Here is a 25518-nt window from a genome sequence, read left to right as displayed (position 1 = left end):
GCCACAGCAGCTTTCCAATGGGCGCTAGTAGCCCAAGCTTTTAAGTGCCCTTTCATCATCTGCCCATCCGCCTTTCACTTTAACCCAAGTTTCTAGATACACTTTACTACCAAATAGTTTTTCCATGTCTTGGCGTGCTTCGGTTGAAATTTGTTTCAACTTCTCCCCGCCTTTACCAATCAGCATGGGTTTTTGGCTGTCTTTATCCACAATAATCGCAGCAAAAATGCGACGCAAATTTTTCACTGTTTCAAATTTTTCAATTTCTACTGCCACCGAATAAGGCACCTCATCACCAAGCAGTCGGAATATTTTTTCGCGAATAAGTTCTGCCGCCAAAAAACGCTCATTCTTATCTGTCAGCTCGTCTTCACCATAAATGGCCTCTTGCTCTGGCAAATGCTCACGCGTGGCTAGCAATAACTCATCCAGATTCAAATTCTTTTTAGCACTGACAGGGATAATGCCAGCAAATGGATGCAACAAATCAAAGTCTTGAATCAGTGGTAACAGATTACCTTTATCGCCCATTAGGTCAGACTTATTGACCACGAGCAGCACCGGTTTATTTTTCGGTAGTAAACTCAGTACTTTTTTATCCGCATCGCCCAGTTTCATCGGCTCAATCACAAATAACACTACATCTACCTCTGTGAGCACTTGCGTCACAGTTTTATTGAGCGTTTTGTTTAAAGCATTTAAATGTTTTTGCTGAAAACCCGGGGTATCTACAAATAAAAACTGCGTATCTTCTGTGGTGTGAATGCCTAACAGGCGATGGCGCGTGGTTTGCGCCTTGCGTGAAGTAATAGCGAGCTTCATCCCCAAAATATGGTTCAGCAATGTCGATTTGCCTACATTGGGTCGGCCTACAATCGCGACAGTGCCGCATTTAAAGGGTTGAGTCATTGATTTATTTTTTCCATGGCTAGTTGTGCAGCTTGTTGTTCTGCATTGCGACGGCTAGTGCCCTCGCCTAAAGTTGTAATCTCTAATTTTTTAATCACACACTCTACTTTAAAGCTTTGTGCATGCGCTTCGCCTTCAATCGAGACCACTACATAATCGGGTAATTCAATTTTTTTGCTCTGCAAGTATTCTTGTAGTTGTGATTTCGCGTCTTTATCAATCGCTTTGGGATCGATCGTACTGAGCTTTTGTGCAAACAGCTTTAATACCGCCGCTTCTGCCGCGACAAAGCCACCATCTAGGTATACCGCGCCCACAATGGCTTCCAGTGCATCCGCTAAGATTGAAGGGCGGCGCCAGCCTGCACTTTTCAGCTCGCCCTCACCTAATTTTAAGTAATCTTTGAGGTTTAACGTCAACGCAATCTCACATAAGCTGGATTCTTTGACCAACTGCGCCCGCAAACGACTTAAATCACCTTCAGGCAACTTAGGAAAGCGATGATACAACTGATGTGCCACGATAAAGTTAAGCACCCCATCACCTAGAAACTCTAGGCGCTCATTATTGTTACCAGAAAAACTGCGGTGTGTGACGGCCAGCTGTAGTAGTGATGGTGCGTTGAACGTATAGCCAATGAGTGGATGAAGTGATGCTAAAGACATGCGGGATTATGTTGCGCCAAGTTATTTTGCAGTAGTCGCATGAAAATCCAACAGAATGCTCATATTGCCAAACAATGGAATCACCTTTTGATATTCAGCCACAATCGCCCCGCCCTCAATACGCAACTCTCGGCCATTGATGCTATCAATATTGTCGATAGTGGCTTGACGGTCAAAAGCTTCTGTCACTTCTTTCCTGTTAAGCTCACCAGAACTCTGTTTGGCAATAAATCTAATAGCCGTACGCACAGAATTAAACTCTAAATAAGCTGGCAAGGATTTCATCACAAACGTACCGATAAACACGAGTGCCGCCAACACCACTAACGTGCCCCAAAAAGACATGCCTCGTTGTTTGCGGATTAGACCGTTTTGGAATGGCTGCATCACTGTTCTCCTTATCAACAATCCTTATTGGATTGTATTCCCAATTCTGGAAAAGTTATCAAAATTAAACCATATATAAAATGCCTTGCCTACCAAGTTGCGCTCCGGCACAAAGCCCCATACGCGACTATCCGAACTATTATCGCGATTATCGCCCATAGCAAAATAATGGCCTTCTGGCACCGTAATAGATTGCCCGCTCATCAGCTTAGCGCCCGGTGACCCTGATTCATATTGATTCACCAAATCATGAACCAAAATATCGTGTTTCACCTCACCCAATGTCTCTTGATAGCGTAACGCTTGAATGGTCACATCACGGTCTTGATTGTTTTCATCTTTGGTTTGCAAGGTATAGATAAAGTCATCTTCATCGTTAACGTTTAACACTTTGCCGTTAATGCTTAAACGCTTATTGTGATATTGAATCACATCCCCCGGTAAACCTACCACGCGCTTGATGTAATCGATCGTTGGCTCAGGTGGATAATGAAATACAAACACATCACCACGTTTAGGTTGATTCAACTCGACAAAGGTATTGTTCAAAATAGGCACACGTAAGCCATAGGTAAATTTATTGACCAAAATATAATCGCCGGCCAGTAACGTAGGCATCATCGAACCGGATGGAATTTTAAATGGCTCTACCAAAAATGAGCGGATGACAAACACTAGCAAAATGACTGGGAAAAAGCTTTTGCTATATTCCACATACCAAGGGTCTACATTGTTTTTTCTGCGTTTGCGCAGCACCAGAATATCGAGCAGCCAAATAGCCCCTGTGACCAGCAGTATGACCAACATAAACAAAGCAAAATACATGGTTATCCCTTTTAGTGTTTATTGTTTTAATGAATCTTACTTATCTTCTACGCGCAAAATCGCCAGGAAAGCTTCTTGTGGAATTTCCACATTGCCCACCTGTTTCATGCGTTTTTTACCTTCTTTTTGCTTGTCCAACAATTTACGTTTACGCGATACATCACCGCCATAACATTTGGCAATCACGTTTTTACGCATGGCTTTGACCGTCTCACGCGCAATAATATTGGCACCAATAGAGGCCTGAATCGCCACATCGAACATTTGACGTGGAATCAACTCGCGCATTTTTGCCGCGACCTCACGGCCACGATGCACACTGTTGGCACGGTGCACAATCATACTGAGCGCATCCACACGCTCACCATTGACCATAATATCTAACTTCACCAAATCTGCGGCGCGAAACTCTAAAAATTCATAGTCCATTGAAGCATAGCCACGCGATACCGATTTTAATTTATCAAAAAAATCTAGCACCACTTCGTTTAATGGCATTTCATAACTGAGCATCACTTGACGCCCCATGTACTGCATATTTTTTTGAAGACCGCGCTTATTGTTACAAAGCGTCATCACCGGACCAACATAGTCTTGTGGCATCAATAAATTCACATTAATGATAGGCTCACGCGTTTCTTCTACACGCGAAGGCTCTGGCAGGCGTGATGGATTTTCAATCTGTACCACACTGCCATCTTTAAGCAATAGTTCATAGACTACCGTAGGTGCAGTGGTAATCAAGTCCATATCGTACTCACGTTCTAAACGCTCTTGTACGATTTCCATGTGCAACAAACCTAAGAAGCCGCATCTAAACCCAAAGCCTAATGCCGTGGAGTTTTCTGGTTCAAACAATAATGACGCATCGTTTAAGCTTAACTTCTCAAGCGCGGTACGTAAGGCTTCAAACTGGTTAGACTCTACCGGGTACAAGCCTGCAAACACCTGCGGCTTCACTTCTTTAAATCCGGCCAATGCTTCTGAAGCGGGTTTGCCAGCCAAGGTCACCGTATCGCCTACTTTGGCATTGGCCAACTCTTTGATCCCAGCAATCACAAAACCTACCTCCCCCGCAGAGAGTGCCGTTTTTTGTACTGATTTAGGGGTAAATACACCAACTTGTTCGCATAAATGCTCTGAGTGCGTGGCCATTAAGCGGATTTTATCTTTTGGTTTTAATACGCCATCCATCACGCGTACCAGCATTACAACACCTACATAGTTATCAAACCATGCATCAATCACCAGCGCTTTTAAAGGTGCATTAACATCCCCTTTAGGCGCTGGCACTTTGGCAATCACAGCCTCTAATACATCGCGCACGCCTTCGCCGGTTTTGGCAGAACAACGCACTGCATCGGTTGCGTCTACACCAATCACATCTTCAATCTCTTGAATCACGCGATCCGGATCTGCAGAAGGCAAATCAATTTTGTTCAGTACAGCAGTGACTTCAACACCCAAATCTAAAGCGGTATAGCAATTGGCTACACTTTGCGCTTCAACCCCTTGGCTGGCGTCCACTACCAACAGTGCGCCTTCACACGCAGAAAGTGAGCGTGATACTTCGTAACTAAAATCCACGTGGCCAGGCGTATCAATTAAATTCAGGTTGTATACTTGCCCATCATCGGCCTTATATTGCAATGCCGCCGTTTGCGCCTTGATGGTAATACCGCGCTCACGCTCAATATCCATACTATCTAGCACTTGCGCTTCCATTTCGCGGTCGGCCAGCCCACCGCACAATTGAATAATACGATCAGCCAGTGTAGATTTACCGTGGTCAATGTGAGCAATAATGGAGAAGTTACGGATATTTTTCATTGTTTACTTTAGCGTTTAAAAACAGGTAAGGCGCATAATGCGCCTTTTTTAAGTTGGCGTGATTTTACTACAAAGGCTTGATTAGGTTGTAATTAATTGCATCGTAGCCACTGTTTATCTATCGTTATGCATGCAATAAAGTCAGTTGATGGTACTGTTCAAAACCCACAAAAAACGTGAGTACTTATATTGAATACTATGCAAAAGAGACGAATACACAACAAAACTAGACGCTACCTACAATATTCCATGCCAGCCGGTGGATTCACTACCTCTAGTAAATCATCTGTAGTAAACTAAAAAAGCGTTATAGATGATTTAGTAAACGCTGAATCTTCGCGCAAAATATCAAGTGCGTTACCCTGTTTGCAGCCAACAGAGGTAAGCTTAAGTGATATCAATTGGTGCGTTAAATGACGATTTAACGGAGCAAGGACTCGCATGAATTTATCAACGGTTTACTGCAGAACCAGCAAGGGCGCAAGGGCTTTGTCTTTAAAAAACAAAGTGCTACCGCCTAGCCACATCCAGGTACTCACCAAAACCGATAGTAAACTCGATGCCAAGTCTGTGATGCAAGCCATAGGCAAACTCACAGAATATCAATACACCCAAATCCTGATTCAGCTCATCAATGATGGCTTCATCATTGCAAAAAGCGATTTTGACGAGACTGCCTTTTTTGCCTCCAATACCATAAACCCCATGGTAGTGGAGGAACTGCAAACCAAGCAATTTTTCGACACCAGTTTTGGCAGTGCGATTACAAGATCCGCTAGCCCAACACCTGTGGCTACCTTGCACAAATCCAATCAAAAACAAGATGGCAAAGCACGTGCGCAAGCAGAGCTTGATGAAGAAGCCGAAAACATTGCTCAAGTACAAGCCGCCATTGAGACTAAATTAAGACTAGAAGCAGAAGCGCAGGCCAAAGCAGAAGCTGAGGCGAAAGCCAAGGCAGAAGCTGAGGCGAAAGCTAGAGCAGAGGCAGAAGCACAGGCCAAGGCAGAAGCTGAGGCGAAAGCCAGAGCAGAGGCAGAAGCACAGGCAAAGGCAGAAGCTGAGGCGAAAGCCAGAGCAGAGGCAGAAGCACAGGCAAAGGCAGAAGCACAGGCCAAGGCAGAAGCTGAGGTGAAAGCCAGAGCACAGGCCAAGGCAGAAGCTGAGGTGAAAGCCAGAGCACAGGCCAAAGCAGAAGCTGAGGCGAAAGCCAAGGCAGAAGCGGAAGCGCAGGCCAAAGCAGAAGCGGAGGCGAAAGCCAGAGCAGAAGCGGAAGCGCAGGCCAAAGCAGAAGCGGAGGCGAAAGCCAGAGCAGAAGCGGAAGCGCAGGCCAAAGCAGAAGCGGAGGCGAAAGCCAAAGCAGAAGCGGAGGCGAAAGCCAGAGCAGAAGCGGAAGCGCAGGCCAAGGCAGAAGCGGAGGCGAAAGCCAGAGCAGAAGCGGAGGCGAAAGCCAAGGCGGAGATAGAAGCCGTTTTACAAAAACATCAGCAAAAAAAGGCGGCATCATCTAAGTCAACACCACCCGAGCCAACACCGCTAAAAGTAAAGCAGCATATTGACATAGATGAAGAGGCATTTGGCGATACATTTGCGCCAGGAACCTATGACGATCATAGACACGTATCTGCGGACGCTTTCGATACAATTGCGAGTGCAAACCCGGCACCTAAGGTGCCTAAATTCAAACTCCCTTCATTTAACTTCTCTTTACTCAAAGCATTCAGTTTTGGCTTACATTATACGGTCACATTTGTCACACAATGGCTGGTACCTGCAGGCTTAACTGTCGCGGGCTTAGTGCTTGTGTTAGCGCTACTCACATATCTGCCGATTGTGATGAGCCCTTGGCTGAGCAACGTAGAGCAACTGGCAAGCAATCATATTGGCGAGCGTGTCAAGATTCATCAAATGCACACTGCGCTATTGCCTAGCCCACACTTAGTACTCGAACATATAGATGTCGGCAACGTATCGGATGTCCAAGTACAATCAGCCAAGATTTTTCCTACTTGGGCAATGCTGACGACAGACGCGCGTCCCATTGAGAAAATTGAGTTGAAAGGTATGCTAATCACACCAGCGCAAGCCAAGCGTAGCGCACAATGGCTGATGCATGGACAATCGAAAATGCAATGGCAAACACAACAGTTTGAGCTACGTGATATCACGATTCAGTTGGCGCAATCCAAGCTACCCAGTTTTGATGCTAGCTTGCAATTCAATCCTAGTGGTCAACTGAGCCATGCGGAAATGATGCTTGATGAGCAACGCACACAGATTGTGCTGACTGCACAGGCGAATGATTATGCGATTACGATGCAAGCAAAAAAACTGACATTACCAATGGGTGCACCGATCGTTATTAGCAATCTGAAAGCAGAGGGCACTGCCAATCATGACGCCATTCATTTCAGCACAATTCAAGGCTTTGCCTACAACGGCACCCTGACAGGGGCACTTACATTAGATTGGTTAAACGGTTGGCAGACCTCTGGCAAAATTAATGTACACAATGCGGATTTGGACAGCTTAATGCCTGCCTTTAGCACGGTGAGCGCCAAAGGCAATGTAGATGCGGACATTGATATCTCTGCGAATGCTGTGGACATTGAACATCTCTTCGACCAACCGAATCTACAGGGTCAGTTCAATATTTCACAAGGCGAGATTGGCTGGATAGACATCATGCGCGCAATCCAAGTAGCTAAAAAGAATGCCGCGATTAATGGTACTACCCGATTCGATTCGCTGAGTGGTCGGCTTTTTACAAAAAATCGACAATTGACAGTTGATCAACTTGCGCTTAAATCCGGAAACATGAAAGCTTCAGGCGCATTAACCGTGACAGAAAGCCAACAGCTCAAAGGTAGTATTCGTGTCAACTTAAGTACAGCCTCACGTCAAATTAAATCCACTCTCGTGCTCACTGGCACGGCAGATCACCCGCAAACGAAATAACAATCTTGAGAAAAGAAAAAACCCGCATGCAGATGCAATGCGGGTTTTGCATAACAGCAATAGCCGACTGAATCGCCAGCTATTTGTTGTGTTACTTCGTCACTTTAATCGGCACATAAAGCGTGCTCTCGCCACGCAATACCAGAATAGCAACCGTCTTGCCTGCTGGTACAGCATTAATCTGTTTATTAAACAAATCAACACTTTGGCTTTCACTGTTGTTTAGGCCTAGCACGACGTCACCACGACGAATGCCTGCCTGCGCTGCAATCCCAGTACTTTCAATGACTAGCAAACCATTTTTGCCATTGAGCTTTTTCTTTTGCTGTGGCGTGAGCTCTTTCAACGTCAAGCCGATTTTATTGGCCTCTGCTTTTGGCGCTGCTTTACTGGGCGCACTCGCCTCGGCAGGATCGATCGGCATTTCGCCCACACTGACATTCAGAGTTTTAGCCGCGCCCTTACGCACCACTTCTACCGGCACAGATTTACCCGGTTTTGTACTACCCACCACGCGAGGTAAGTCACTAGAGGTCACAATCGGTTTGCTATCAAACTTAGTGATGACATCTCCGGCTTCTAAACCACTTTTGTCCGCAGGCCCACCCTTCTCCACCCCCGCTACCAAAGCACCATTGGTATTTTTCATGCCAAAGGATTCAGCCAACTCCTTGGTGAGCTCTTGAATAGCAATCCCCAGCCAGCCACGTGTGATTTTGCCACTGGCTTTTAATTGGTTGGAAATATCAATCGCCACATCAATCGGGATACTGAATGACAAACCCATAGACCCACCACTGCGGCTATAAATCTGTGAATTTATACCCACTACTTCGCCACGCAAATTAAACAATGGGCCGCCAGAGTTACCTGGATTAATCGCCACATCGGTTTGAATAAACGGCACAAAGTTTTCTTGTGGCAATGCGCGCCCTTTTGCACTGACAATCCCAGCCGTCATGGTGTTTTCCAAACCAAAAGGTGAGCCAATCGCCGCCACCCATTCACCGACTTTCAGTGCGTTGGGGTCACCCACAGTCACTTTAGGCAAATTGGTCGCCTCGATTTTAATCAATGCCACATCAGTGCGCTTATCCGCACCAATGATTTTGGCTTTGAACTCACGCTTGTCTGACAGCTTGACCAACACCTCGTCCGCTTCGCTCACCACATGTGCGTTCGTTAAAATATAGCCATCCTGGCTAATAATAAAACCTGAACCCAACGATTGAGTTTTAAATTCTTGTCCACCCGGCGCTTGTCCTTGGCCTGGCGGCATGCCTGGGATACCAAAACGCTTGAAGAACTCTTGAATATTTTCATCATCCGGCATACCTGGAAAAGGCGCCATACCATTGGTATGCGCAACTGAGGTGATGCTAATATTGACCACTGCAGGGCCTTGCTTCTCAGCCAGTTCGGTAAAGTCTGGCAAATCTTTTGCATAAACGGGCAACGCATTGACTGCAATTGCAATCGTTAACAACGTGCTAGAAATCCATTGTTTTAACATCTAAATTTCCTTCTATCCTCAAGGTTAATTAAGTTGATTGGCAAATGTAATTGGCCTGTCGTCATCTGCCAATCTTAGAATGACAGGCTGTTGCAACACAAAATACTGATGCATTGCCGTAAACCCTTTCACCCACAACAGTCCTAGTACTAACCCAATCAAGGCTGCTAGCATGGTGATGCCATTTGAATCAGTCCATTGCATGATCAATATGGAGGCAATCAGCATGGTCACAAGTGGCAATATATATAAAAGCAAAGCACCCCATAACAGCGCGCGTTCATTGATGCCAACGATAACGCTTTGCCCTACTGATGCATGAATGCTGTTATTCGCTTTAAATGCTGTTGAGCGATGTGCAAACAATTTTCCCCATATGGCATTACCACAGCCGCGGGTTTGACCACATAATCCGCAAGCAGTTTTACGCTCAATTTCTAAAGTAGCAATCGAGGATGTATCAGCGGGAGAGGAGTTAGACTCTAGCGAGAGAATGACAGCGCGTTCTTCTATCATGATGTACTCAACAACAATTATTTATTGGCAGTGGTGGTAGGTTGCTTGTTAAAGCTGATGGCTTTTGCAATTTGCTGCACGGTTTGTGCTGGCACTTCGCCCACCACAATCACTTGATAGCCATCTATCACATGCGCACAAATATTGGTCGACCCCACTACTTTGTGACCTGTTTTGGCACGCATGCCCTTTTTAAGGGGTTCGATAAAGACAGAAACCGAGGCAATACCATCTGAAAAAATGACTTGATTCACAATGCCTGACTTGCCGGGCACAATATGCTCAATATGATCGATCTTACGATATCCGGGCGGTAAATTCGCCACTACCCAATTATTGGAGACATGGTTAACCGTGGTCTCGTCTTCCATTACATACTGTTTGGATAAGTCGATTTTGGGTTGGAACCAATCTAATTCATGCGTATTGAGCATGCTCAGCTGCGTAAAGCCTATCTGCTCAATCGCACGGTTTTGATTATCCAGCAGCGTCATTTTCAACAGCAAACCAAATTCGGCATCAGACCATATTCGATACGAATAGCGAAAGTTATCATTGGGCACCAAATCAATGATTTGTGCATCGCGCCCCGCAATCCGTTCTACAGCGCCAAGTTTTGCGATATAGCTAGATTTAATCACATCTAGATTAGTGGGCAACATGGCTGGAAATAAATTTTGACCGCGGCGCTTTTCAATCACCACTTTGTTATTTTTTGCATTAAAAATGACAATATCACTGCCTTCACTAAATACTTCACGTGGCTGACCATCCAGGACCACATTACGGGTCAGTTCGCGTCCGGCATTGTTCATGTGGGTGATTTGTACTGAACGTATTTGATTACCATTTTGATAGACAAATACGCCTTGATAGTTAAGTTCGCGCGCTGCAAAAGCGGTTTTCTGTAATGCTAACCAAGGGTCTTCGGAGGCCTGAATATTAAGGCTCGCGCAGCACAAGCCGCAAGCCAACATCCATCTAAGCATTATTAACGTTGCTCCGTATATGAGGCGCTTTGAATATAGTACGCGGCACTGTTAGGCGCATACGTTTGGTGCGCAGCTAAGTATTCACTGGGCATACTTTCTGCAATTTCAATTGGATTGACCAGTGTCTGTTCCGCCTTTTGTTGTTGCAACAACATGAGTCCGACAAACATCACCGCCGTGACGGATGCAGCAACTGACCAAAATGCAGTCTTCTTAAAAAATGGTTGCTTGGTATCCGTACGCGATGCCTTCACCATGGCTGGCGCAATCACAGTAGGCTCTTCGTCCAGTGCCTCCAGAATTCGGCCGGCCACGTTACGATGCAACACAACATCCCCGCGCATCACATCGCCAATCATATGGTACTCGTTCCACGCGCGTCGTAGCTCACCATCGGACTTTGCAACAATCAAAAGATGATCCGCGTTGTGCGTATCAAATTCGCCGTCAATCAAGGCTGATAACTGTTCTTTCATACTAACCCCGTACTTCTATCTTTATCATATTCAACAAAATTACCAACGTTTGTGCTCAGGTGTATCTAACAACGGACGCAATTTTAATGCAATGGTCTCGCGTGCTCTAAAAATACGTGAGCGCACAGTACCAATTGGGCATTGCATAATTGAGGCAATGTCTTCGTAACTTAGCCCTTCCAGCTCGCGCAAAGTAATCGCCGTACGTAACTCATCTGGCAAATTGGCAATCGTATCATTCACGGTTTGCGCAATCTCTTTGGTCATCAACGCTGTTTCCGGCGTGTCCATGGTGCGCATTTCAATGCCTTCGTCAAAATTTTCTACATCTTCAATTTCAACATCTTGCATCACTTGCGGCTTGCGGCCCATGGAGACCAAATAGTTTTTAGCCGTGTTGATGCCAATACGGTACAACCAAGTATAAAACGCGCTATCACCCCTAAAGTTGTGCAAAGCGCGGTAGGCCTTAATAAAAGACTCTTGCACCACGTCTTCCACTTCCGCTTGATCGCGAATCATGCGTGAAAGTAACCGGCCTAATTTACGATGGTATTTTTCCACCAACAAGCCGAATGCTCTTTTATCGCCTTGCTGTGCACGTAAGACCAACACTTGGTCTAACTCTCGATTCTCAGCGCTTGGGTTTTGCACTGGCTTTTCCGCCATAGCGGCGTCGCTCCCGTTTGTGGTTTTTTTGTAGCCAGTAGTATACGCCTTCGCGGGGCTTTCCACGAAGCCTGATCGGGTTAATTCCTCAATTTTACCTGTTTGTAGCATTTTCTCTTCCCCTATCTTATTTACACATGATTTAACATGCATCGCTAGCTCTTATGTAGAGACACAGTTAAACTTCCAATAGTTCACTAAAATTAAGATGTATGAATAATCAATTTGATGTCCTGATTATCGGGAGCGGCCTTGCCGGATTAACATTGGCACTGAAAATTGCCGATAGCAAAAAAGTGTGTTTAGTCAGCAAGCGTGAGATTACCGACAGTGCCAGTAGTTGGGCACAGGGCGGTATCGCCGCAGTATTAAATAGTGAAGACTCCATTGAAGCGCACATCGAAGACACCTTGATTGCCGGTGCCGGATTGTGTGACCAAGCAGTGACACGCATGGTGGCAGAAAAAGGCCGTGAAACCATTGAGTGGCTTATCCAGCAAGGCGTGCACTTTACGCGCGAATCTGATGATAGCGGCTACCACCTGACACGCGAAGGCGGCCACAGTCATCGACGTATTTTTCATGTGGCCGATGCCACTGGCAATGCCGTACAAAAAACACTGACGGAACGTATCCGTGAGCACGCCAATATTACGCTGTTAGAAAATCATATTGCTGTCGATTTAATCACCACTAAAAAGCTAGGGCTAGCTGCCTCAAGCAACCGGTGTTTAGGTGCTTATGTGTTAGACAACGACACCGGCAAAGTCATTACTATTGCAGCACAGCACACCGCGCTGGCTACCGGCGGTGCTGGCAAAGTGTATTTATATACCACTAACCCTGATGTCAGCACTGGCGATGGCATTGCCATGGCGTGGCGTGCAGGCTGTCGAGTGGCCAATATGGAGTTTATTCAATTCCACCCTACCTGCTTGTACCATCCACACGCCAAATCCTTTTTGATTTCTGAAGTAGTACGCGGCGAAGGCGGCCAACTTAAATTGCCGGATGGCACCCGATTTATGCCTGCACATGATGCGCGTGAAGAGCTAGCCCCGCGCGATGTGGTCGCGCGCGCCATTGACTTTGAGATGAAAAAACGTGGCTTGGATTGTGTCTATCTAGATATTTCACACCAGCCAGCCGAGTTTATTCAGAGCCACTTCCCCACTATTTACAAACGCTGTCTGGAGCTAGGTATCGACATCACGCAACAGCCGATTCCCGTTGTGCCGGCTGCGCATTATAGCTGTGGTGGCGTGATGACAGATGCGCATGGTCGTACTGATATTGACTGCTTATACGCCATTGGCGAAACCGCCTGCACCGGCCTGCATGGTGCAAACCGCCTAGCCAGCAATTCATTGTTGGAGTGCTTGGTATTTAGCCAAGCAGCAGCCAACCATATCATGCAGAACGCACAACAGGCATTCATGCCATTACCGGCATGGGATGAAAGCCGTGTGACAGATGCGGATGAAGAGGTCTTGATTACGCACACTTGGAACGAGTTACGCCGGTTTATGTGGAACTATGTAGGCATTGTGCGCACCAACAAACGCCTAAGCCGTGCCTTGCACCGTATTTATATGCTACGAGACGAAGTGCATGAGTTCTATAGTAACTTTAGAATCAGCAACGATTTAATTGAGCTACGCAACTTGTTACAAGTTGCCGAACTCATTGTATTGAGCGCAATTGAGCGCCACGAAAGCCGCGGTCTGCATTACAGCAAAGATTATCCAGAGTTACTCGCTGAGGCAGTCCCCACCGTGCTCGAACCGGCAGCAGATTATAGCTTGCTGGATAGCACGCACGGCCATCCAACCACGGCGGCTCATTTACATTAACTAGCATGGCGGCATTTATTCGGTTTACGATTCTCCTAGCTATTGGATGGCTATTTAGTTTCAGCGTAGCCGCTTGGGCAACGCCAGTCATTAAGCAGGTGTACGATGGCGATACGGTCAAAATCCAAGACGGTGATCGTCTATACAAACTCAGAATTACCGATATCGACGCGCCAGAGCGCAACCAGAAATATGGCAAGCAAGCCAGACGCGCGCTCATCAAGCTATGCAAACATGCAGACATTTCGGTGCAGCTTATCGGCATAGATAAATACCAGCGTGACCTTGGTTATTTATCCTGTAACAATATCCCGGTAAGTGAATTTATGATTACGGAAGGACATGCTTGGTTTAATGCGCGTTACTCCAGCAACCTCTATTTACAAACCACCGAAGAAGATGCGCGCCATGCGCGGCGCGGGCTTTGGAAGCAAAAACGACCTATACCTCCTTGGGTGTGGCGACAAAAACATACGCGCAACTAAAGCACTTTTAGCGCAAATAGATTAAAATCCTTTTATATTTCAATATCATTTATTATCAGTTAGGAAAATCCATGCAAGTTGCCATGAATACAGTTGTTACCATGACCTATGAACTTAAAAACAGCGATGGCCAAGTGCTCGAATCTAGTACCGATCCTGTTGCTTATTTACATGGTGGCTACGACAACATTTTCCCAAAAGTGGAAGAAGCCATGCATGGTAAAAACATTGGTGACACAGTTGAAGTAAGCCTAGAGCCAGTGGATGCATTTGGCGAATATGATGAAGCACTAGTACAAATTGAACCTGCCGCTGCTTTCCCAAGCAAAGATTTAAAAGTTGGGATGCAGTTTGAAGGCGAAGACGAAACCGGTGATGTGATTTTATATACAATCACTGAAATTGCTGACGGCAAAGTAGTGGTAGATGGCAATCATCCATGGGCAGGTGAGCGCTTGTTATTTACGGCTAAAATCACTGCAGTCAGGGCAGCCAACCAAGAAGAAGTATCACATCAACACGTACATGGCGCAGGTGGACATCACCATTAATCGCTAGGGTTTTTTAACCTTGAATCGCTTTCACCAGCTATTACAGCACACGCTGCGCAATTTGATTGCCACGTGTTGCTGTCATGGTTTTTTCTTATGTGCAACCTTCATATTGTGCATACAACTGAGCCATGCCAGCCTAGAACCAGTCAAAAATCATTTAGGTACACCGGCGCTCTCCAAAGAGCATATCAGCGCCCCGCTCAGCAACACCGCGACCGAAAAAAACATCCAAATCGCGGCTCCCCATATTGCAAACCCAAAACTGAGCTTATCGACGCATATGTCGAGCAGCACGTTGCCTGAGGCGCCTGTTACTGCTCCTGTAGCGGAACGTGACGAATTACATATCGTCGCACGCGCACAACCTTCTCAAAACCGTTCGGACTTAGGTGCAGCCAATGCAAACAACAGCAAAGAGGAGGTGCTTGCGGAGGTAAAAGCGGAAGATGCTAAAGCGGAAAAAATCTACAAACAAGAGAACAACTATTTACTGGCATTAGCCCTGATTTTACTTACGGCCGGCTTGATTGCATTTGCCTTGTTTTTTAAGTGGAAATAGCGCCGTACTCCACAGCACTACTCGGCTAATGGAATTTCAGCCTGCGTAAACTCTTCAAACGGTGGCAACTCTGCCAACGATCTCAGGTTTAAATCATCCAAAAAGAATTTCGTTGTGGCATACAGCGATGGACGCCCAGGCACCTCACGCTGTCCAACGACATCAATCCATTCGCGCTCTTGTAGTTGACGAATCACGTTTGGGTTGACCGCAACACCGCGAATCTGCTCAATGTCACCGCGTGTTACCGGCTGACGATACGCAATAATGGCCAATGTTTCCATCACCGCGCGTGAGTATTTAGGCTGCCGATCAGGATTCAAGCGTGCAATGTATTCACTGTATTGTGCTTTGGCTTGAAAGCGATATCCACTTGCAACCTGGACTAAATCTAAGGTTTTATCTGCCCAATCTTGCTTGAGCTCATCCAGCAACATACGCAGCGTAGTGCGCTCCATTTTGCCTGCAAACAATTTCAGTAAGTCGTCCAGACTTAATGGCAAACCCGCTGTCAGCAAGGCAGCTTCTAGCACTTGCTTCATTTCTTGAATATTATTCAGCTCTTTCATTCAAGTGCGCCTATTCAACTGTTATTGAGTGCAATTGTAAATAAATGGGGCTAAATGCGGCTTGTTGCGTAATGCGTATCAACCCTTCTTTGGCTAGCTCTAATATAGCCAGAAAATGCACGACCAATTTAGGCAATGCGGCATCATCCATCACAAACAGCGCCGAAAACTCTACCATTTTCTCAGCATTCAAACGGCGCAAAATCTGGCTCATATGCTCGCGCACGGAAAGCTCGGCACGCCCCAATTTATGATGCTGATTCAGCTTTGCGCGCTTCAATACGTTTTTCCAAGCATCCAATAGGTCATCTAAACTAACTTCCGGCGGCTTTACTTGGCTAATGTGCTGATAGTAAGCTGAAGCCACCTGAATCTCCGCGCCCACCATCGGCATAGCATCTAAACGCTGCGCTGCCAGTTTAATCGCTTCGTATTCCATCAATCTACGCACCAACTCTGCACGCGGATCGTCTTCTTCTGCCACTTCTGTAGGTTTAGGCAAGAGCATGCGTGACTTAATCTCAATCAACATGGCCGACATCAATAAATAGTCTGCTGCCAACTCTAGCTTGATGACTTTCATTTTGTCTACATAGCCCATATATTGCACGGTCAATTGTGCCATCGGGATATCCAGAATATCTAGATTATGCTTGCGAATCAGGTACAGCAATAAATCCAGCGGGCCTTCAAAAGTCTCCAAATAGACTTCCAGTGCATCCGGCGGGATATATAAATCCTGAGGCAACGCATTCAGCGTTTCTCCGTTGATTTTGGCATGAATCGGCGCTTCTATCATGCGTGCAATCTAGCTGTAATTCAAACCCATGACGTCGCGTACTTCACGCATGGTTTCGCGTGCTAATTTACGTGCTTTTTCGCAGCCTTCAGCGACGATATTTTTGACCAATGTTGGGTCTTCGGCATATTCAGCTGCACGCTCTTGAATTGGCTTCAACTCATGGACCACACCATCAATCACAGGTTGCTTACATTCAATACAGCCAATAGATGCCGATTTACAGCCTTGTTGTACCCACTCTTTCACTTTGTCATCTGAATAGACTTCATGCAATTGCCATACTGGGCATTTGGCAGGATCACCCGGATCTGTGCGGCGAATACGGGCCGGGTCTGTCGGCATGGTTTTGATTTTCTTGGCAACCACATCAATCGGCTCGCGCAGTGAAATGGTGTTGTTGTAAGACTTGGACATTTTTTGACCATCCAAACCAAACATTTTAGAAGCCGGGGTTAGCTTGTAATCAGGCTCCACCAAGATAATCTTGCCGCCGCCCTCTAAGTAGCCCAGCAAGCGCTCTTTATCGCCCATGCTCATGCCTTGTTGCTCTTCAATCATGGCGCGCGCCGATTCCAACGCTTCCTCATCGCCGCTTTCTTGATAGGCGGCACGCATTTCTTCATACAAGGCGGCACGCTTGGAGCCTAATTTCTTAATAGCCGCTTCTGCTTTTTCTTCAAAGCCTTTTTCACGCCCATAAATATGGTTAAACCGTCTGGCAATTTCGCGCGTCAGTTCAATATGCGGCACTTGGTCTTCACCTACCGGCACTTGCGTGGCTTTGTAAATCAAAATATCTGCGCTTTGCAGCAAGGGGTACCCTAAAAAACCATAGGTCGATAAGTCTTTGTTACTCAGTTTTTCTTGCTGATCTTTATAGGTGGGTACGCGTTCCAGCCAGCTGAGCGGCGTCATCATAGAGAGCAAGGTATATAGCTCTGCATGCTCAGGCACACGCGACTGAATAAAAATGGTGGCATTGGCCGGATCGACCCCTGCCGCCAACCAATCAATCACCATGTCCCAAACGCTTTCTTCAATCACTTCCGGTGTGTCGTAATGCGTGGTGAGCGCATGCCAATCGGCTACAAAAAATAAACATTCATGCTCGTGTTGCAGACGTAACCAATTTTTAAGTACGCCATGATAATGCCCCAAATGCAACTGCCCTGTAGGGCGCATGCCAGATAAAACGCGTTCGACCGCCATAGTGATTCAAACCCAAAGAAAATTAAATTCTGAAAATAAAGCCAATTATAAATTATGCTTATTCAATTACACATGCTTTTATACATGATTACAGCGACAACCACACCTATGCGACTACATAAATATCATATAAATAAGTCGTTCAAATAAGTGAATGATGGGCGAAATAATTTTGCCTAAAATGCCGGTGAACATCAGCACAATCAAAATAATAAAACCGTATTGTTCTAGACGTGCCAATTGAATCGCCATCGGCGTAGGCAGCAAGCTCACTGCAATACGTCCGCCGTCTAAAGGCGGCATCGGCAGCAAATTCAACACCATCAGCACTAAGTTAATCGAGATACCCGCCAAGCTCATTTCCGCTAAAAAATTGATGGCCGTATTGGGCGCATAATTAGCATAACTCAGTAGTAATGCCCAAAAAATCGCCATGACGAAATTTGAGGCCGGGCCTGCTGCTGCCACCCAAAACATGTCTTTTTTTGGATTGCGTAAATTAGCAAAGTTAACAGGTACCGGCTTGGCCCAGCCAAATAATATACCGCCAAGCATCACCGTTAATGCAGGCAAGATAATCGTGCCAAATGGATCGATATGTTTAAGTGGATTCAGGCTGATCCTGCCCATTCTTTCGGCTGTTAGATCGCCAAAATATTTGGCAGCGTAACCATGTGCCGCCTCATGCACCGTAATGGCAAATAAGATAGGTAGCGCGTATACGGCTATTTTTTGTACAACGGTCAGTTCCAAGTGTTGATATCCCTAATTAATCTATAAACCAAGCGTACTCATATCCCCAGTACGTCGATGGTGCCTATACCTTGCCTGATCACTTCCGGCGATGCACCTGTTAAATCCACCACAGTAGTCTCACCCGCCTGCGCCAGGCTTGAGTCAATCACCAAATCCAATTGATGTTCCAATTGCTCACGGATTTCCCAGGCAATATTCAACGGCGCATCATCGCCAGGTAACTGCAAGGTCATGCTGAGTAAGGGCGCATCCAATGCTTCAAGCAGCGCTTGTGTCACAGCATGCTCCGGCACACGTAGTCCAATCGTACTGCGTTTAGCATGCAAAAGACGGCGCGGCACTTCACGGCTGGCCTCTAAAATAAAGGTATAAGGGCCCGGCGTATTGGCTTTGAGCAATCTGAATTGCGCATTATCCACTTTGGCGTAAGTGCTCAACTCACTTAAATTGCGGCACATTAATGTAAACAAATGGCTATCATCCACGCCACGAATACTACGAATCTTGGTTTGCGCCTCTTTAAAGCCAAGCGCGCAACCCAAGGCATAGCTTGAATCGGTGGGATAAGCAATCACACCGCCGTTTTGCAAAATATCCACCGCTTGTTTCACCAAGCGTGTTTGTGGATTTTCTGCATGAATCACAAAATACTGGGCCATAAGGATTGCGTGTAAGAATATCCGCCAAGCACTTGCCGCTAAGCGTTAAGTAACCGCGCCTCTTCCCAATCTTGCCAAACCGGCACACAACCATGCGGCAAATCAGGCAGGTAGCCCATTTCCATATAAGACAAGCCCGGACCATGATAATCCGAACCTTGCGAGGCTTTTAAACTAAAACGATGGGCAATTTTTGCAAACTGATCATATTGCGGCGGCGTGTGGCTGCCTGTGACGACTTCAATCGCGTCGCCGCCATATCCTCTGAACTCATGCATAAGCAAGTGCATGTTCACAAACCCTAAGTCATAGCGGCCTGGGTGTGCAATCACAGCAAAGCCTCCACTTTGTTTGATGAGCGTGACAGCCTCTTCTAAACTCATCCATTGGTGTTCTACAAAGCCGGGCTTACCTTTGACTAGATATTTTTTAAATACAGTTTTTACATTTTTTGCGTGACCCGCTTGCACCAAAAACTGTGCAAAATGGCTGCGCGTCATAATGCTTTGTTTGGCAAAGGATTTTGCGCCTTCGTAAGCATCGGCAATCCCCACTTTTGCCAACCCTGCCGCAATTTCTCGGGCACGCCCATCGCGTGCATCACGCACGCCTGCCAGCGCATTTTTAAGGGCCTGATTATCCGCATCCACCTTTAAACCAACGATATGCAAGGTACGGCGCTTCCAAGTCACGGAGATTTCCACCCCATTCACAAAGGCAATGCCATGACGTTTGGCCGCTTCTCTGGCAATGGCCAATCCACCTAAATCATCATGGTCAGTCAAGCCAAGCACTTTAACCCCGCGCGCAGCGGCGTGCGCTACCAACTCTTCTGGTGGAAGCAAGCCATCCGAAATGGTTGAATGGCAATGCAAATCAATTAATGCGGCCATAATCTCATAAGTATTTTGCAATCAAGCAGAAATCATAGCAAAATACAGGGATTACCGATAGCGCAACCAAAGTTGAGCCCCATCCAATATCAACGTATTTTGAAGTGTATTCATGAAAATTTTTTTTGATTTACTCCCCGTCATTTTGTTTTTTGTGGCTTATAAGCTGTTTGATATCTATGTCGCCACCGCAGTCGCCATCGGCACCACCATCGCGCTTATTTTGTGGAGCAAACTAGTATTCAAAACCGTAGATAAAGCGCTTCTCATCAACGGCGCGATCATTTCCATACTCGGCGGCATCACTTTATTGCTGCATGACAAGACCTATATTATGTGGAAACCCACCGCGCTTTATTGGATAGGCGCTTTAGTCTTGTTTGTTTCGAATCAGTTTTTTAACAAAAACTTGATTCAACAAATGATGCACAAAGTATTAAACCCACCAGCCACTGTTTGGCACAAACTCAATTGGGTGTGGATTCTGTTTTTGGTGGTATTAGGCATACTTAATTTATATGTTGCGTTTCACTTTACCGAAAATGCTTGGGTCAATTTCAAACTCTTCGGCGTCACCTCACTGATGTTTGCTTTTATGATTGGTCAAACCTTGGTGCTGAAAGCCTATTTGGTTAACCCGAATCATGAAGACCCGAATCAGAAAGATGGAGAGTAATATGTGGTACGCAATTGTGGCTGAGGACACCCCCAACAGCCTGGATAAACGCTTAAAAGCCAGGCCAGCGCATTTAGCACGGCTCACCGAATTACAAAACACCGGTCGTCTGCTATTGGCCGGCCCTTTTCCCGCTATTGATAGCATTGACCCGGGACCCGCGGGTTACACCGGCAGCTTAATCATTGCAGAGTTCGATGATATAGAAGCAGCACAAGCATGGGCTGATGCGGATCCTTTTGTCACAGAACAGGTCTATGCCAGTGTTAAAGTATCACCTTTTAGAAAAACGCTACCATAAACCATGCACCTGATAGAAGAAATCAAATCCAGATTGAACAATTTGGAACCCAGCCTACTCGAACTTACTGACCAAAGCGATTTGCACAAAGGACATGCTGGAAATACGGGGGGTGGACACTTTCAACTAAAAATCGTAAGCTCCCACTTTTCGAATCAATCACAGATCGTGCGTCACAGAATGGTGTATCAAGCAATCAATGATTTAATTCCGCATAAAATTCATGCAATTAGCATACTTGCAATTTCACCAAGCGACCCCATAACAACAATGTCTAACTAATCAAGACTTTACTTTTACCCTGAGGACCTCTCATGAACATCAAACACATTTTAGTTACCACTGCCGCACTTTCCACGCTAGCACTGGCACTACCAACACTGGCTGCGGACCCTGCAACGGTCAACGGCAAACCCATCAAACAAGTATGGGTAGATTACATATTAAAAGATGCGGAAGCACGTGGCCAAAAACCAAATGACAACATGAAGAATGCAGTCATTAACGAGCTAGTAGGTTCTGAGTTGGCTTACCAAGAAGCGCAAAAACTAGGCATTGATAAACAAGCTGACTTTATTGCTAACGAAGAACTGGCACGTCGTAAATTGCTGGTAAATGCTTTTCTTGCTGACTTTATGAAGAAAAATCCTGTGTCTGAAGCCGAGAAAAAAGAAGCCTACGAGCAATACAAAAAAGAGTTGGGTGATAAAGAATATAACGCACGTCATATCTTGGTGAAAACAGAAGCCGAAGCCAATGATGTGTTAGCACAACTTAAAAAAGGTACGGATTTTGCCAAATTAGCCAAAGAGAAATCACTGGACCCTGGCTCTAAAGAAAAAGGTGGCGATTTAGGTTGGTTCTCTCCAGCAGGCATGGTGAAACCATTCAGCGATGCAGTGATTGCACTTAAAAAAGGTGAGTTGACAACAGCGCCAGTACAAACACAATTTGGCTGGCACGTAATTAAAATGGTAGACACCCGCGCAACACAAGTGCCACCGTACGACAAAGTAAAAGAAGGTTTAGAGCGTACTTTGCAACAACGTAAGCTGGAAAAAATGATGCTGGGCCTGAAAGACAAAGCAAAAATTGAAGTGGCTGGCGCTAGCACTGGTGCGAAAAAATAAAACCCGTACTACGGCACTTACCATCAAAAAAGCCTGCACCTGCAGGCTTTTTTATTTTCCGTATCCCATGAATTTATGCCATAATTAAGAACTATTATCATTTAGATTATTCATAATCCGTATGACCGTTTTAAGCCAATTAATCCCGGGCCAACAAGGCACCATCCATGCGATTCATGCCGAGCAAGCGCTATACCAACGGCTTAACGCGTTAGGATTTCGTATTGGCAAACAGATTGCGCTGATTCGTCGCGCAAGCTTTAACGGTCCGCTCCATGTGCGTATTGGTGCAACAGATATCATCTTGCGTGAGTCCGAAGCACAACGTATCCAACTTGATCTAGCTTAAGCACACCTCATGAAACGTATTGCACTACTGGGCATGCCCAATACTGGGAAATCCACATTATTTAATCGCTTAAGTGGCGCATCAGCACGCGTGGGCAACTGGCCTGGCATTACTGTTGATTTAATGAGTGCAAAAATCTTGCTAGGCGGACACATTGCTGAGCTGATTGATTTGCCCGGCTTATACGATTTACATGGCTTCTCAGATGATGAGCAAGTGGTCCGCCATTTTTTAAGCAATCACACTGTAGATCTGGTCATGATTGTGCTCAACAGCTCGCAGATTGACCGACAACTATCGCTGGCATTACAAATTAAGCAGCTTGGCCTACCCACATTACTCTTGCTTAACATGCAAGATGAGGCCAAGCGCGCCGGCATTACCATTGATACAGTAACGATGGCGGCACAATTAGGGTTTCCCGTCCAAACCATTAGCGCTAAATACGGTGATGGCTGCCCACAAGCCCTACAGGCTGCCGCACTGGTGCTGAACACCCCGGTCAGCACCATGCCATCACCCGCACATGTGGCGCAATTGCTCGAAGTCGATACTCAGATTGAGCAAACCATGCATAACATCGTCAAACATGCCGTGCAAATGCCCACCCAGCTGAACGATGAAACCACTGACCGTATTGACCGTGTATTGCTACACCCATGGTTGGGCTTACCGCTATTTTTTCTGGCTATGTTTTTGTTGTTTCAATTTATTTTTACCGCAGGCAAACCGTTACAAGATGGCATGGCTTGGTTGCTGGAATTATTCAGAACGACAGCCTTAGAACCTGTATTCGCCAGCTTACCTGCTTGGCTCAATGGATTGCTGCTGGATGGCATTTATAACGGCATCGGCACCGTAGCCGCATTTGTGCCCATCATTGTGCTGTTCTTTTTAGTAATGAGCATGGTGGAAGATAGCGGCTACTTATCTCGCGCCGCATTTTTAATGGACACTTTAATGGCCAAAATGGGTTTGGATGGCCGCGGTTTTGTCATGGTGCTGATGGGTTTTGGTTGTAACGTTCCTGCACTAATGGGCACGCGCGTGATGCGTAGCCGCCCGATGCGCCTACTCACCATGTTGGTGATCCCGCTCTCATTGTGTTCTGCACGCTTACAAGTATTCTTGTTTATGATTGCGACATTATTTGCCGCAAGCCAAGCCGCTTACATCATGTTTGCACTGTATATGGTGAGCTTCTTTACCATATTCTTAACCGCCATCTTGTTTAAACACCAATACAAAAGTACCGAGCCATTTATCTTAGAGCTGCCGCCTTATCGCTTTCCAACCCCGCGCCAAATCTGGCTACGTGGCTGGCAAGAAGTGAAGCACTTTTTAAGTCGCGCCACCAAATTTATTATTATTGGCGTGGTATTGGTTTGGTTGCTCACGCACTATCCAACCAATGTCGCTCCTGCCAGCAGTGCTACTTGGGCAGGCCAAATCGGACAACTATTCGCCCCTGTGCTTAATCCGATTGGCATTGATACACAGCTAGCGATTGCGCTTATTTTTGGCTTCGTAGCCAAAGAGATTGTGGTGGGCTCGCTTGCCGTGATTTATGGCTTGCAAGGCGACGCGCTCAGCCAGCAAATTGCGATGAACATTGACTGGGTGCAAGGCATGAGCTTTATGCTGTTCACCCTGATCTACACCCCTTGTTTATCGACTATCGCCACCATGAAAAGTGAATCAAAAAGTAGTGGATTCATGTGGTTATCCATTGTGTGGTCGCTGGCACTCGCATGGCTCATCAGCTTTATCTTTTACCAAGGCGCCCGCGCACTCGGGCTATAGCAAGCAACAGCAAGGTTAGCACTACCCATATGGGGCTACTGCCATAGACCAAAAGCGCTTAGCAGGACATCGATTTTTTGCTAGTATGTAAATTCAAAATTAACAATTAGAAATGACTGCTCATGTCCGCTGCTTCAGATGACGCATCTCAACGTATTGCCATTGTATTATCGACCTATAACGGTGAAGCCTATATTGCCGCACAGCTGGATTCGCTGATTGCGCAGACGTATCAAAACTGGCGCTGTTATATTCGGGATGACGGCTCAAAAGATGAATCCACCACCATCGTCAAACGCTATGTTGCCCAAGATCCTCGTTTTATTTTTCTGGAAGATCAGCTAGGTAATTTGGGCGTGGTGCAAGCCTATTTTCACTTATTCAACAAAGTCGATGAGCCCTATATTGCTGCGTGCGATCAAGATGACGTATGGTTTCCAAAGAAATTGGAACGCAGCTTACGCTTATTGCAATCCATCGAAACCGTAAAAAAAATACCAGCACTCGTCCACACCGATTCTGCTTTTGTGGATAGCCAACTTAATAGCATACGCGATCAATTCATTGGAAGACGCGGCCTCAAAACCGGGCTAAACGGCATCATCATCGCCAACAGTGTGCAAGGTGGCTCCACGCTATTCAATCGCGCATTGAATAACGAATCCAGAAAAATTAGCGCAAAACTACCTTACGACTACCATTTGGGGATGATTGCGGAACTGACCGGCGCACGCGGATTTATCTCTGACAATCTACTGTATTACCGTCAACATAACTCCAGCTCAATTGCACGTAACGACGCCAAATTACAGGATAGTGAATCTTCTGATATCAGCCCAACTTTACAGGTGAGTTTAAACAACTATCGCCATGTTAAAAAAGACTTTAGTGCGCTTGATTGGACAAGTATTGCAAAGAAACAGGTCGCGGAATATCTTTACCTGTTTGAAGGTAACAGCAAGCTCAAAAAACTATATATTCTGTTCAAAAATAGATACGCATTTTATCGGCGTAAAGACTTACTCAGTTTGATTGTATTGATACTCAAGCACAAAAATCTACTTGGCTTTGTCGGTAACAACTAGCTAGCGGCGCTTCAGCCAACGGTTGTTGCGCTGGCATGCTTATCGATGATTTTCAGCAGTGTGTGTGGTGCTGCTTTCTGCTAAAATAATGGTTG

General features: G+C 46.0%; 28 protein-coding genes. 12 read left to right on the top strand and 16 right to left on the bottom strand.

The genetic code is table 11. The features are described from left to right. Positions 1–24: 24 nt before the first annotated feature. From era to lepA, 5 genes are read right to left on the bottom strand one after another with little or no spacing between them, the layout of a single operon-like run. Complete coding sequence (gene era / locus A3Q3_RS0113200; RefSeq protein ID WP_020184072.1) at positions 25–909, bottom strand: GTPase Era; 885 nt, start codon at positions 907–909, stop codon at positions 25–27. Beyond that, positions 906–1574: a ribonuclease III gene (gene rnc, locus A3Q3_RS0113195; protein WP_020184071.1), complete on the bottom strand. Its 669-nt coding sequence runs from the start codon at positions 1572–1574 to the stop codon at positions 906–908. The genes era and rnc overlap by 4 nt, the downstream gene beginning before the upstream one ends. A gap of 21 nt (positions 1575–1595) precedes the next feature. Further along, positions 1596–1961, bottom strand: a complete 366-nt coding sequence (locus A3Q3_RS0113190; protein WP_020184070.1) for a DUF4845 domain-containing protein — start codon at positions 1959–1961, stop codon at positions 1596–1598. A gap of 24 nt (positions 1962–1985) precedes the next feature. Beyond that, on the bottom strand, positions 1986–2786 hold the full coding sequence (gene lepB, locus A3Q3_RS0113185) for a signal peptidase I (protein WP_020184069.1): 801 nt from the start codon (positions 2784–2786) through the stop codon (positions 1986–1988). Between the two features lie 36 nt (positions 2787–2822). Continuing rightward, the gene (gene lepA / locus A3Q3_RS0113180) at positions 2823–4616 is read right to left on the bottom strand and encodes a translation elongation factor 4 (protein ID WP_020184068.1); all 1794 of its coding nucleotides are present in this window, start codon (positions 4614–4616) and stop codon (positions 2823–2825) included. A 441-nt stretch (positions 4617–5057) separates the two neighbouring features. On the opposite strand from lepA, the gene A3Q3_RS14470 reads away from it, so the two are divergent. After that, positions 5058–7574 carry an AsmA-like C-terminal region-containing protein gene (locus tag A3Q3_RS14470; protein WP_051086426.1) on the top strand — a complete coding sequence of 839 codons (2517 nt, stop codon included), beginning with the start codon at positions 5058–5060 and terminating at the stop codon, positions 7572–7574. Between the two features lie 91 nt (positions 7575–7665). Here the strand turns inward: A3Q3_RS14470 and A3Q3_RS0113170 are convergent, their stop codons facing one another. The 5 genes from A3Q3_RS0113170 to rpoE are packed head-to-tail and all read right to left on the bottom strand — an operon-like array spanning position 7666 to position 11740. Beyond that, entirely contained in the window at positions 7666–9087 is a 1422-nt protein-coding gene (locus A3Q3_RS0113170) for a DegQ family serine endoprotease (protein WP_020184066.1), read from the bottom strand. Positions 9088–9111: 24 nt separating this feature from the next. Continuing rightward, positions 9112–9603, bottom strand: coding sequence for a SoxR reducing system RseC family protein (locus tag A3Q3_RS0113165; RefSeq protein WP_020184065.1), 492 nt, complete (start codon positions 9601–9603; stop codon positions 9112–9114). Between the two features lie 17 nt (positions 9604–9620). Next, on the bottom strand, positions 9621–10592 hold the full coding sequence (locus tag A3Q3_RS0113160) for a MucB/RseB C-terminal domain-containing protein (protein ID WP_025223926.1): 972 nt from the start codon (positions 10590–10592) through the stop codon (positions 9621–9623). A 2-nt stretch (positions 10593–10594) separates the two neighbouring features. Next, a complete protein-coding gene (locus tag A3Q3_RS0113155) occupies positions 10595–11071 on the bottom strand; it encodes a sigma-E factor negative regulatory protein (RefSeq protein WP_020184063.1) in 477 nt (158 codons plus the stop codon). 39 nt (positions 11072–11110) lie between these two features. Further along, positions 11111–11740: an RNA polymerase sigma factor RpoE gene (gene rpoE / locus A3Q3_RS0113150; RefSeq protein ID WP_081623312.1), complete on the bottom strand. Its 630-nt coding sequence runs from the start codon at positions 11738–11740 to the stop codon at positions 11111–11113. A gap of 212 nt (positions 11741–11952) precedes the next feature. Here rpoE and nadB point away from each other — a divergent pair, with 212 nt between their 5' ends. The 4 genes from nadB to A3Q3_RS0113130 all read left to right on the top strand — a co-directional run bounded on the left by nadB (position 11953) and on the right by A3Q3_RS0113130 (position 15191). Beyond that, complete coding sequence (gene nadB / locus A3Q3_RS0113145; RefSeq protein WP_020184061.1) at positions 11953–13593, top strand: L-aspartate oxidase; 1641 nt, start codon at positions 11953–11955, stop codon at positions 13591–13593. A 5-nt stretch (positions 13594–13598) separates the two neighbouring features. Continuing rightward, the gene (locus A3Q3_RS0113140; RefSeq protein ID WP_020184060.1) at positions 13599–14078 is read left to right on the top strand and encodes a thermonuclease family protein; all 480 of its coding nucleotides are present in this window, start codon (positions 13599–13601) and stop codon (positions 14076–14078) included. A gap of 71 nt (positions 14079–14149) precedes the next feature. Continuing rightward, positions 14150–14629 carry a peptidylprolyl isomerase gene (locus A3Q3_RS0113135; protein WP_020184059.1) on the top strand — a complete coding sequence of 160 codons (480 nt, stop codon included), beginning with the start codon at positions 14150–14152 and terminating at the stop codon, positions 14627–14629. 112 nt (positions 14630–14741) lie between these two features. After that, positions 14742–15191 (top strand): hypothetical protein, encoded by a 450-nt coding sequence (locus A3Q3_RS0113130; protein WP_152604034.1) that lies wholly within the window; start codon positions 14742–14744, stop codon positions 15189–15191. 17 nt (positions 15192–15208) lie between these two features. On the opposite strand, the gene scpB is transcribed toward A3Q3_RS0113130, so the two are convergent. The 6 genes from scpB to A3Q3_RS0113100 all read right to left on the bottom strand — a co-directional run bounded on the left by scpB (position 15209) and on the right by A3Q3_RS0113100 (position 20079). Beyond that, on the bottom strand, positions 15209–15760 hold the full coding sequence (scpB, locus tag A3Q3_RS0113125; protein WP_020184057.1) for an SMC-Scp complex subunit ScpB: 552 nt from the start codon (positions 15758–15760) through the stop codon (positions 15209–15211). 10 nt (positions 15761–15770) lie between these two features. Continuing rightward, positions 15771–16559, bottom strand: a complete 789-nt coding sequence (locus tag A3Q3_RS0113120) for a ScpA family protein (protein WP_020184056.1) — start codon at positions 16557–16559, stop codon at positions 15771–15773. Positions 16560–16568: 9 nt separating this feature from the next. Further along, the gene (locus A3Q3_RS0113115) at positions 16569–17771 is read right to left on the bottom strand and encodes a tryptophan--tRNA ligase (protein WP_020184055.1); all 1203 of its coding nucleotides are present in this window, start codon (positions 17769–17771) and stop codon (positions 16569–16571) included. Positions 17772–17885: 114 nt separating this feature from the next. Next, positions 17886–18524, bottom strand: a complete 639-nt coding sequence (locus tag A3Q3_RS0113110; protein ID WP_020184054.1) for a site-2 protease family protein — start codon at positions 18522–18524, stop codon at positions 17886–17888. Between the two features lie 38 nt (positions 18525–18562). Further along, positions 18563–19186 (bottom strand): L-threonylcarbamoyladenylate synthase, encoded by a 624-nt coding sequence (locus A3Q3_RS0113105; protein WP_020184053.1) that lies wholly within the window; start codon positions 19184–19186, stop codon positions 18563–18565. Positions 19187–19224: 38 nt separating this feature from the next. Next, positions 19225–20079, bottom strand: a complete 855-nt coding sequence (locus A3Q3_RS0113100; RefSeq protein ID WP_020184052.1) for a 3',5'-nucleoside bisphosphate phosphatase — start codon at positions 20077–20079, stop codon at positions 19225–19227. A gap of 112 nt (positions 20080–20191) precedes the next feature. Here A3Q3_RS0113100 and A3Q3_RS0113095 point away from each other — a divergent pair, with 112 nt between their 5' ends. The 7 genes from A3Q3_RS0113095 to A3Q3_RS0113070 all read left to right on the top strand — a co-directional run bounded on the left by A3Q3_RS0113095 (position 20192) and on the right by A3Q3_RS0113070 (position 25423). Beyond that, on the top strand, positions 20192–20755 hold the full coding sequence (locus tag A3Q3_RS0113095; RefSeq protein WP_020184051.1) for a septation protein A: 564 nt from the start codon (positions 20192–20194) through the stop codon (positions 20753–20755). A 1-nt stretch (position 20756) separates the two neighbouring features. Further along, positions 20757–21056: a YciI family protein gene (locus tag A3Q3_RS0113090; RefSeq protein WP_020184050.1), complete on the top strand. Its 300-nt coding sequence runs from the start codon at positions 20757–20759 to the stop codon at positions 21054–21056. A gap of 3 nt (positions 21057–21059) precedes the next feature. Beyond that, positions 21060–21338, top strand: a complete 279-nt coding sequence (locus A3Q3_RS14360) for a BolA family transcriptional regulator (RefSeq protein ID WP_081623283.1) — start codon at positions 21060–21062, stop codon at positions 21336–21338. 32 nt (positions 21339–21370) lie between these two features. Then, positions 21371–22186, top strand: a complete 816-nt coding sequence (locus A3Q3_RS0113085) for a peptidylprolyl isomerase (RefSeq protein ID WP_020184049.1) — start codon at positions 21371–21373, stop codon at positions 22184–22186. 121 nt (positions 22187–22307) lie between these two features. Continuing rightward, positions 22308–22535 (top strand): FeoA family protein, encoded by a 228-nt coding sequence (locus A3Q3_RS0113080; protein WP_020184048.1) that lies wholly within the window; start codon positions 22308–22310, stop codon positions 22533–22535. Positions 22536–22544: 9 nt separating this feature from the next. Beyond that, the gene (gene feoB / locus A3Q3_RS0113075) at positions 22545–24338 is read left to right on the top strand and encodes a ferrous iron transport protein B (protein WP_020184047.1); all 1794 of its coding nucleotides are present in this window, start codon (positions 22545–22547) and stop codon (positions 24336–24338) included. Between the two features lie 122 nt (positions 24339–24460). Then, positions 24461–25423 carry a glycosyltransferase gene (locus A3Q3_RS0113070; protein WP_020184046.1) on the top strand — a complete coding sequence of 321 codons (963 nt, stop codon included), beginning with the start codon at positions 24461–24463 and terminating at the stop codon, positions 25421–25423. The last annotated feature ends 95 nt before the right edge of the window (positions 25424–25518 follow it).

It is taken from the genome of Methylotenera sp. 1P/1 (assembly GCF_000384355.1).
Taxonomy (GTDB): domain Bacteria; phylum Pseudomonadota; class Gammaproteobacteria; order Burkholderiales; family Methylophilaceae; genus Methylophilus.
This window is presented reverse-complemented; position numbering and strand designations above follow the sequence as displayed.

Excerpts from the sequence above, each read along its gene's own strand:
- era (WP_020184072.1), bottom strand. The coding sequence starts at position 909 with ATGACTCAACCCTTTAAATGCGGCACTGTCGCGATTGTAGGCCGACCC.
- rnc (WP_020184071.1), bottom strand. The coding sequence starts at position 1,574 with ATGTCTTTAGCATCACTTCATCCACTCATTGGCTATACGTTCAACGCA.
- A3Q3_RS0113190 (WP_020184070.1), bottom strand. The coding sequence starts at position 1,961 with ATGCAGCCATTCCAAAACGGTCTAATCCGCAAACAACGAGGCATGTCT.
- lepB (WP_020184069.1), bottom strand. The coding sequence starts at position 2,786 with ATGTATTTTGCTTTGTTTATGTTGGTCATACTGCTGGTCACAGGGGCT.
- lepA (WP_020184068.1), bottom strand. The coding sequence starts at position 4,616 with ATGAAAAATATCCGTAACTTCTCCATTATTGCTCACATTGACCACGGT.
- A3Q3_RS14470 (WP_051086426.1), top strand. The coding sequence starts at position 5,058 with ATGAATTTATCAACGGTTTACTGCAGAACCAGCAAGGGCGCAAGGGCT.
- A3Q3_RS0113170 (WP_020184066.1), bottom strand. The coding sequence starts at position 9,087 with ATGTTAAAACAATGGATTTCTAGCACGTTGTTAACGATTGCAATTGCA.
- A3Q3_RS0113165 (WP_020184065.1), bottom strand. The coding sequence starts at position 9,603 with ATGATAGAAGAACGCGCTGTCATTCTCTCGCTAGAGTCTAACTCCTCT.
- A3Q3_RS0113160 (WP_025223926.1), bottom strand. The coding sequence starts at position 10,592 with ATGCTTAGATGGATGTTGGCTTGCGGCTTGTGCTGCGCGAGCCTTAAT.
- A3Q3_RS0113155 (WP_020184063.1), bottom strand. The coding sequence starts at position 11,071 with ATGAAAGAACAGTTATCAGCCTTGATTGACGGCGAATTTGATACGCAC.
- rpoE (WP_081623312.1), bottom strand. The coding sequence starts at position 11,740 with ATGGCGGAAAAGCCAGTGCAAAACCCAAGCGCTGAGAATCGAGAGTTA.
- nadB (WP_020184061.1), top strand. The coding sequence starts at position 11,953 with ATGAATAATCAATTTGATGTCCTGATTATCGGGAGCGGCCTTGCCGGA.
- A3Q3_RS0113140 (WP_020184060.1), top strand. The coding sequence starts at position 13,599 with ATGGCGGCATTTATTCGGTTTACGATTCTCCTAGCTATTGGATGGCTA.
- A3Q3_RS0113135 (WP_020184059.1), top strand. The coding sequence starts at position 14,150 with ATGCAAGTTGCCATGAATACAGTTGTTACCATGACCTATGAACTTAAA.
- scpB (WP_020184057.1), bottom strand. The coding sequence starts at position 15,760 with ATGAAAGAGCTGAATAATATTCAAGAAATGAAGCAAGTGCTAGAAGCT.
- A3Q3_RS0113120 (WP_020184056.1), bottom strand. The coding sequence starts at position 16,559 with ATGATAGAAGCGCCGATTCATGCCAAAATCAACGGAGAAACGCTGAAT.
- A3Q3_RS0113115 (WP_020184055.1), bottom strand. The coding sequence starts at position 17,771 with ATGGCGGTCGAACGCGTTTTATCTGGCATGCGCCCTACAGGGCAGTTG.
- A3Q3_RS0113105 (WP_020184053.1), bottom strand. The coding sequence starts at position 19,186 with ATGGCCCAGTATTTTGTGATTCATGCAGAAAATCCACAAACACGCTTG.
- A3Q3_RS0113100 (WP_020184052.1), bottom strand. The coding sequence starts at position 20,079 with ATGGCCGCATTAATTGATTTGCATTGCCATTCAACCATTTCGGATGGC.
- A3Q3_RS0113095 (WP_020184051.1), top strand. The coding sequence starts at position 20,192 with ATGAAAATTTTTTTTGATTTACTCCCCGTCATTTTGTTTTTTGTGGCT.
- A3Q3_RS0113090 (WP_020184050.1), top strand. The coding sequence starts at position 20,757 with ATGTGGTACGCAATTGTGGCTGAGGACACCCCCAACAGCCTGGATAAA.
- A3Q3_RS14360 (WP_081623283.1), top strand. The coding sequence starts at position 21,060 with ATGCACCTGATAGAAGAAATCAAATCCAGATTGAACAATTTGGAACCC.
- A3Q3_RS0113085 (WP_020184049.1), top strand. The coding sequence starts at position 21,371 with ATGAACATCAAACACATTTTAGTTACCACTGCCGCACTTTCCACGCTA.
- A3Q3_RS0113080 (WP_020184048.1), top strand. The coding sequence starts at position 22,308 with ATGACCGTTTTAAGCCAATTAATCCCGGGCCAACAAGGCACCATCCAT.
- feoB (WP_020184047.1), top strand. The coding sequence starts at position 22,545 with ATGAAACGTATTGCACTACTGGGCATGCCCAATACTGGGAAATCCACA.
- A3Q3_RS0113070 (WP_020184046.1), top strand. The coding sequence starts at position 24,461 with ATGTCCGCTGCTTCAGATGACGCATCTCAACGTATTGCCATTGTATTA.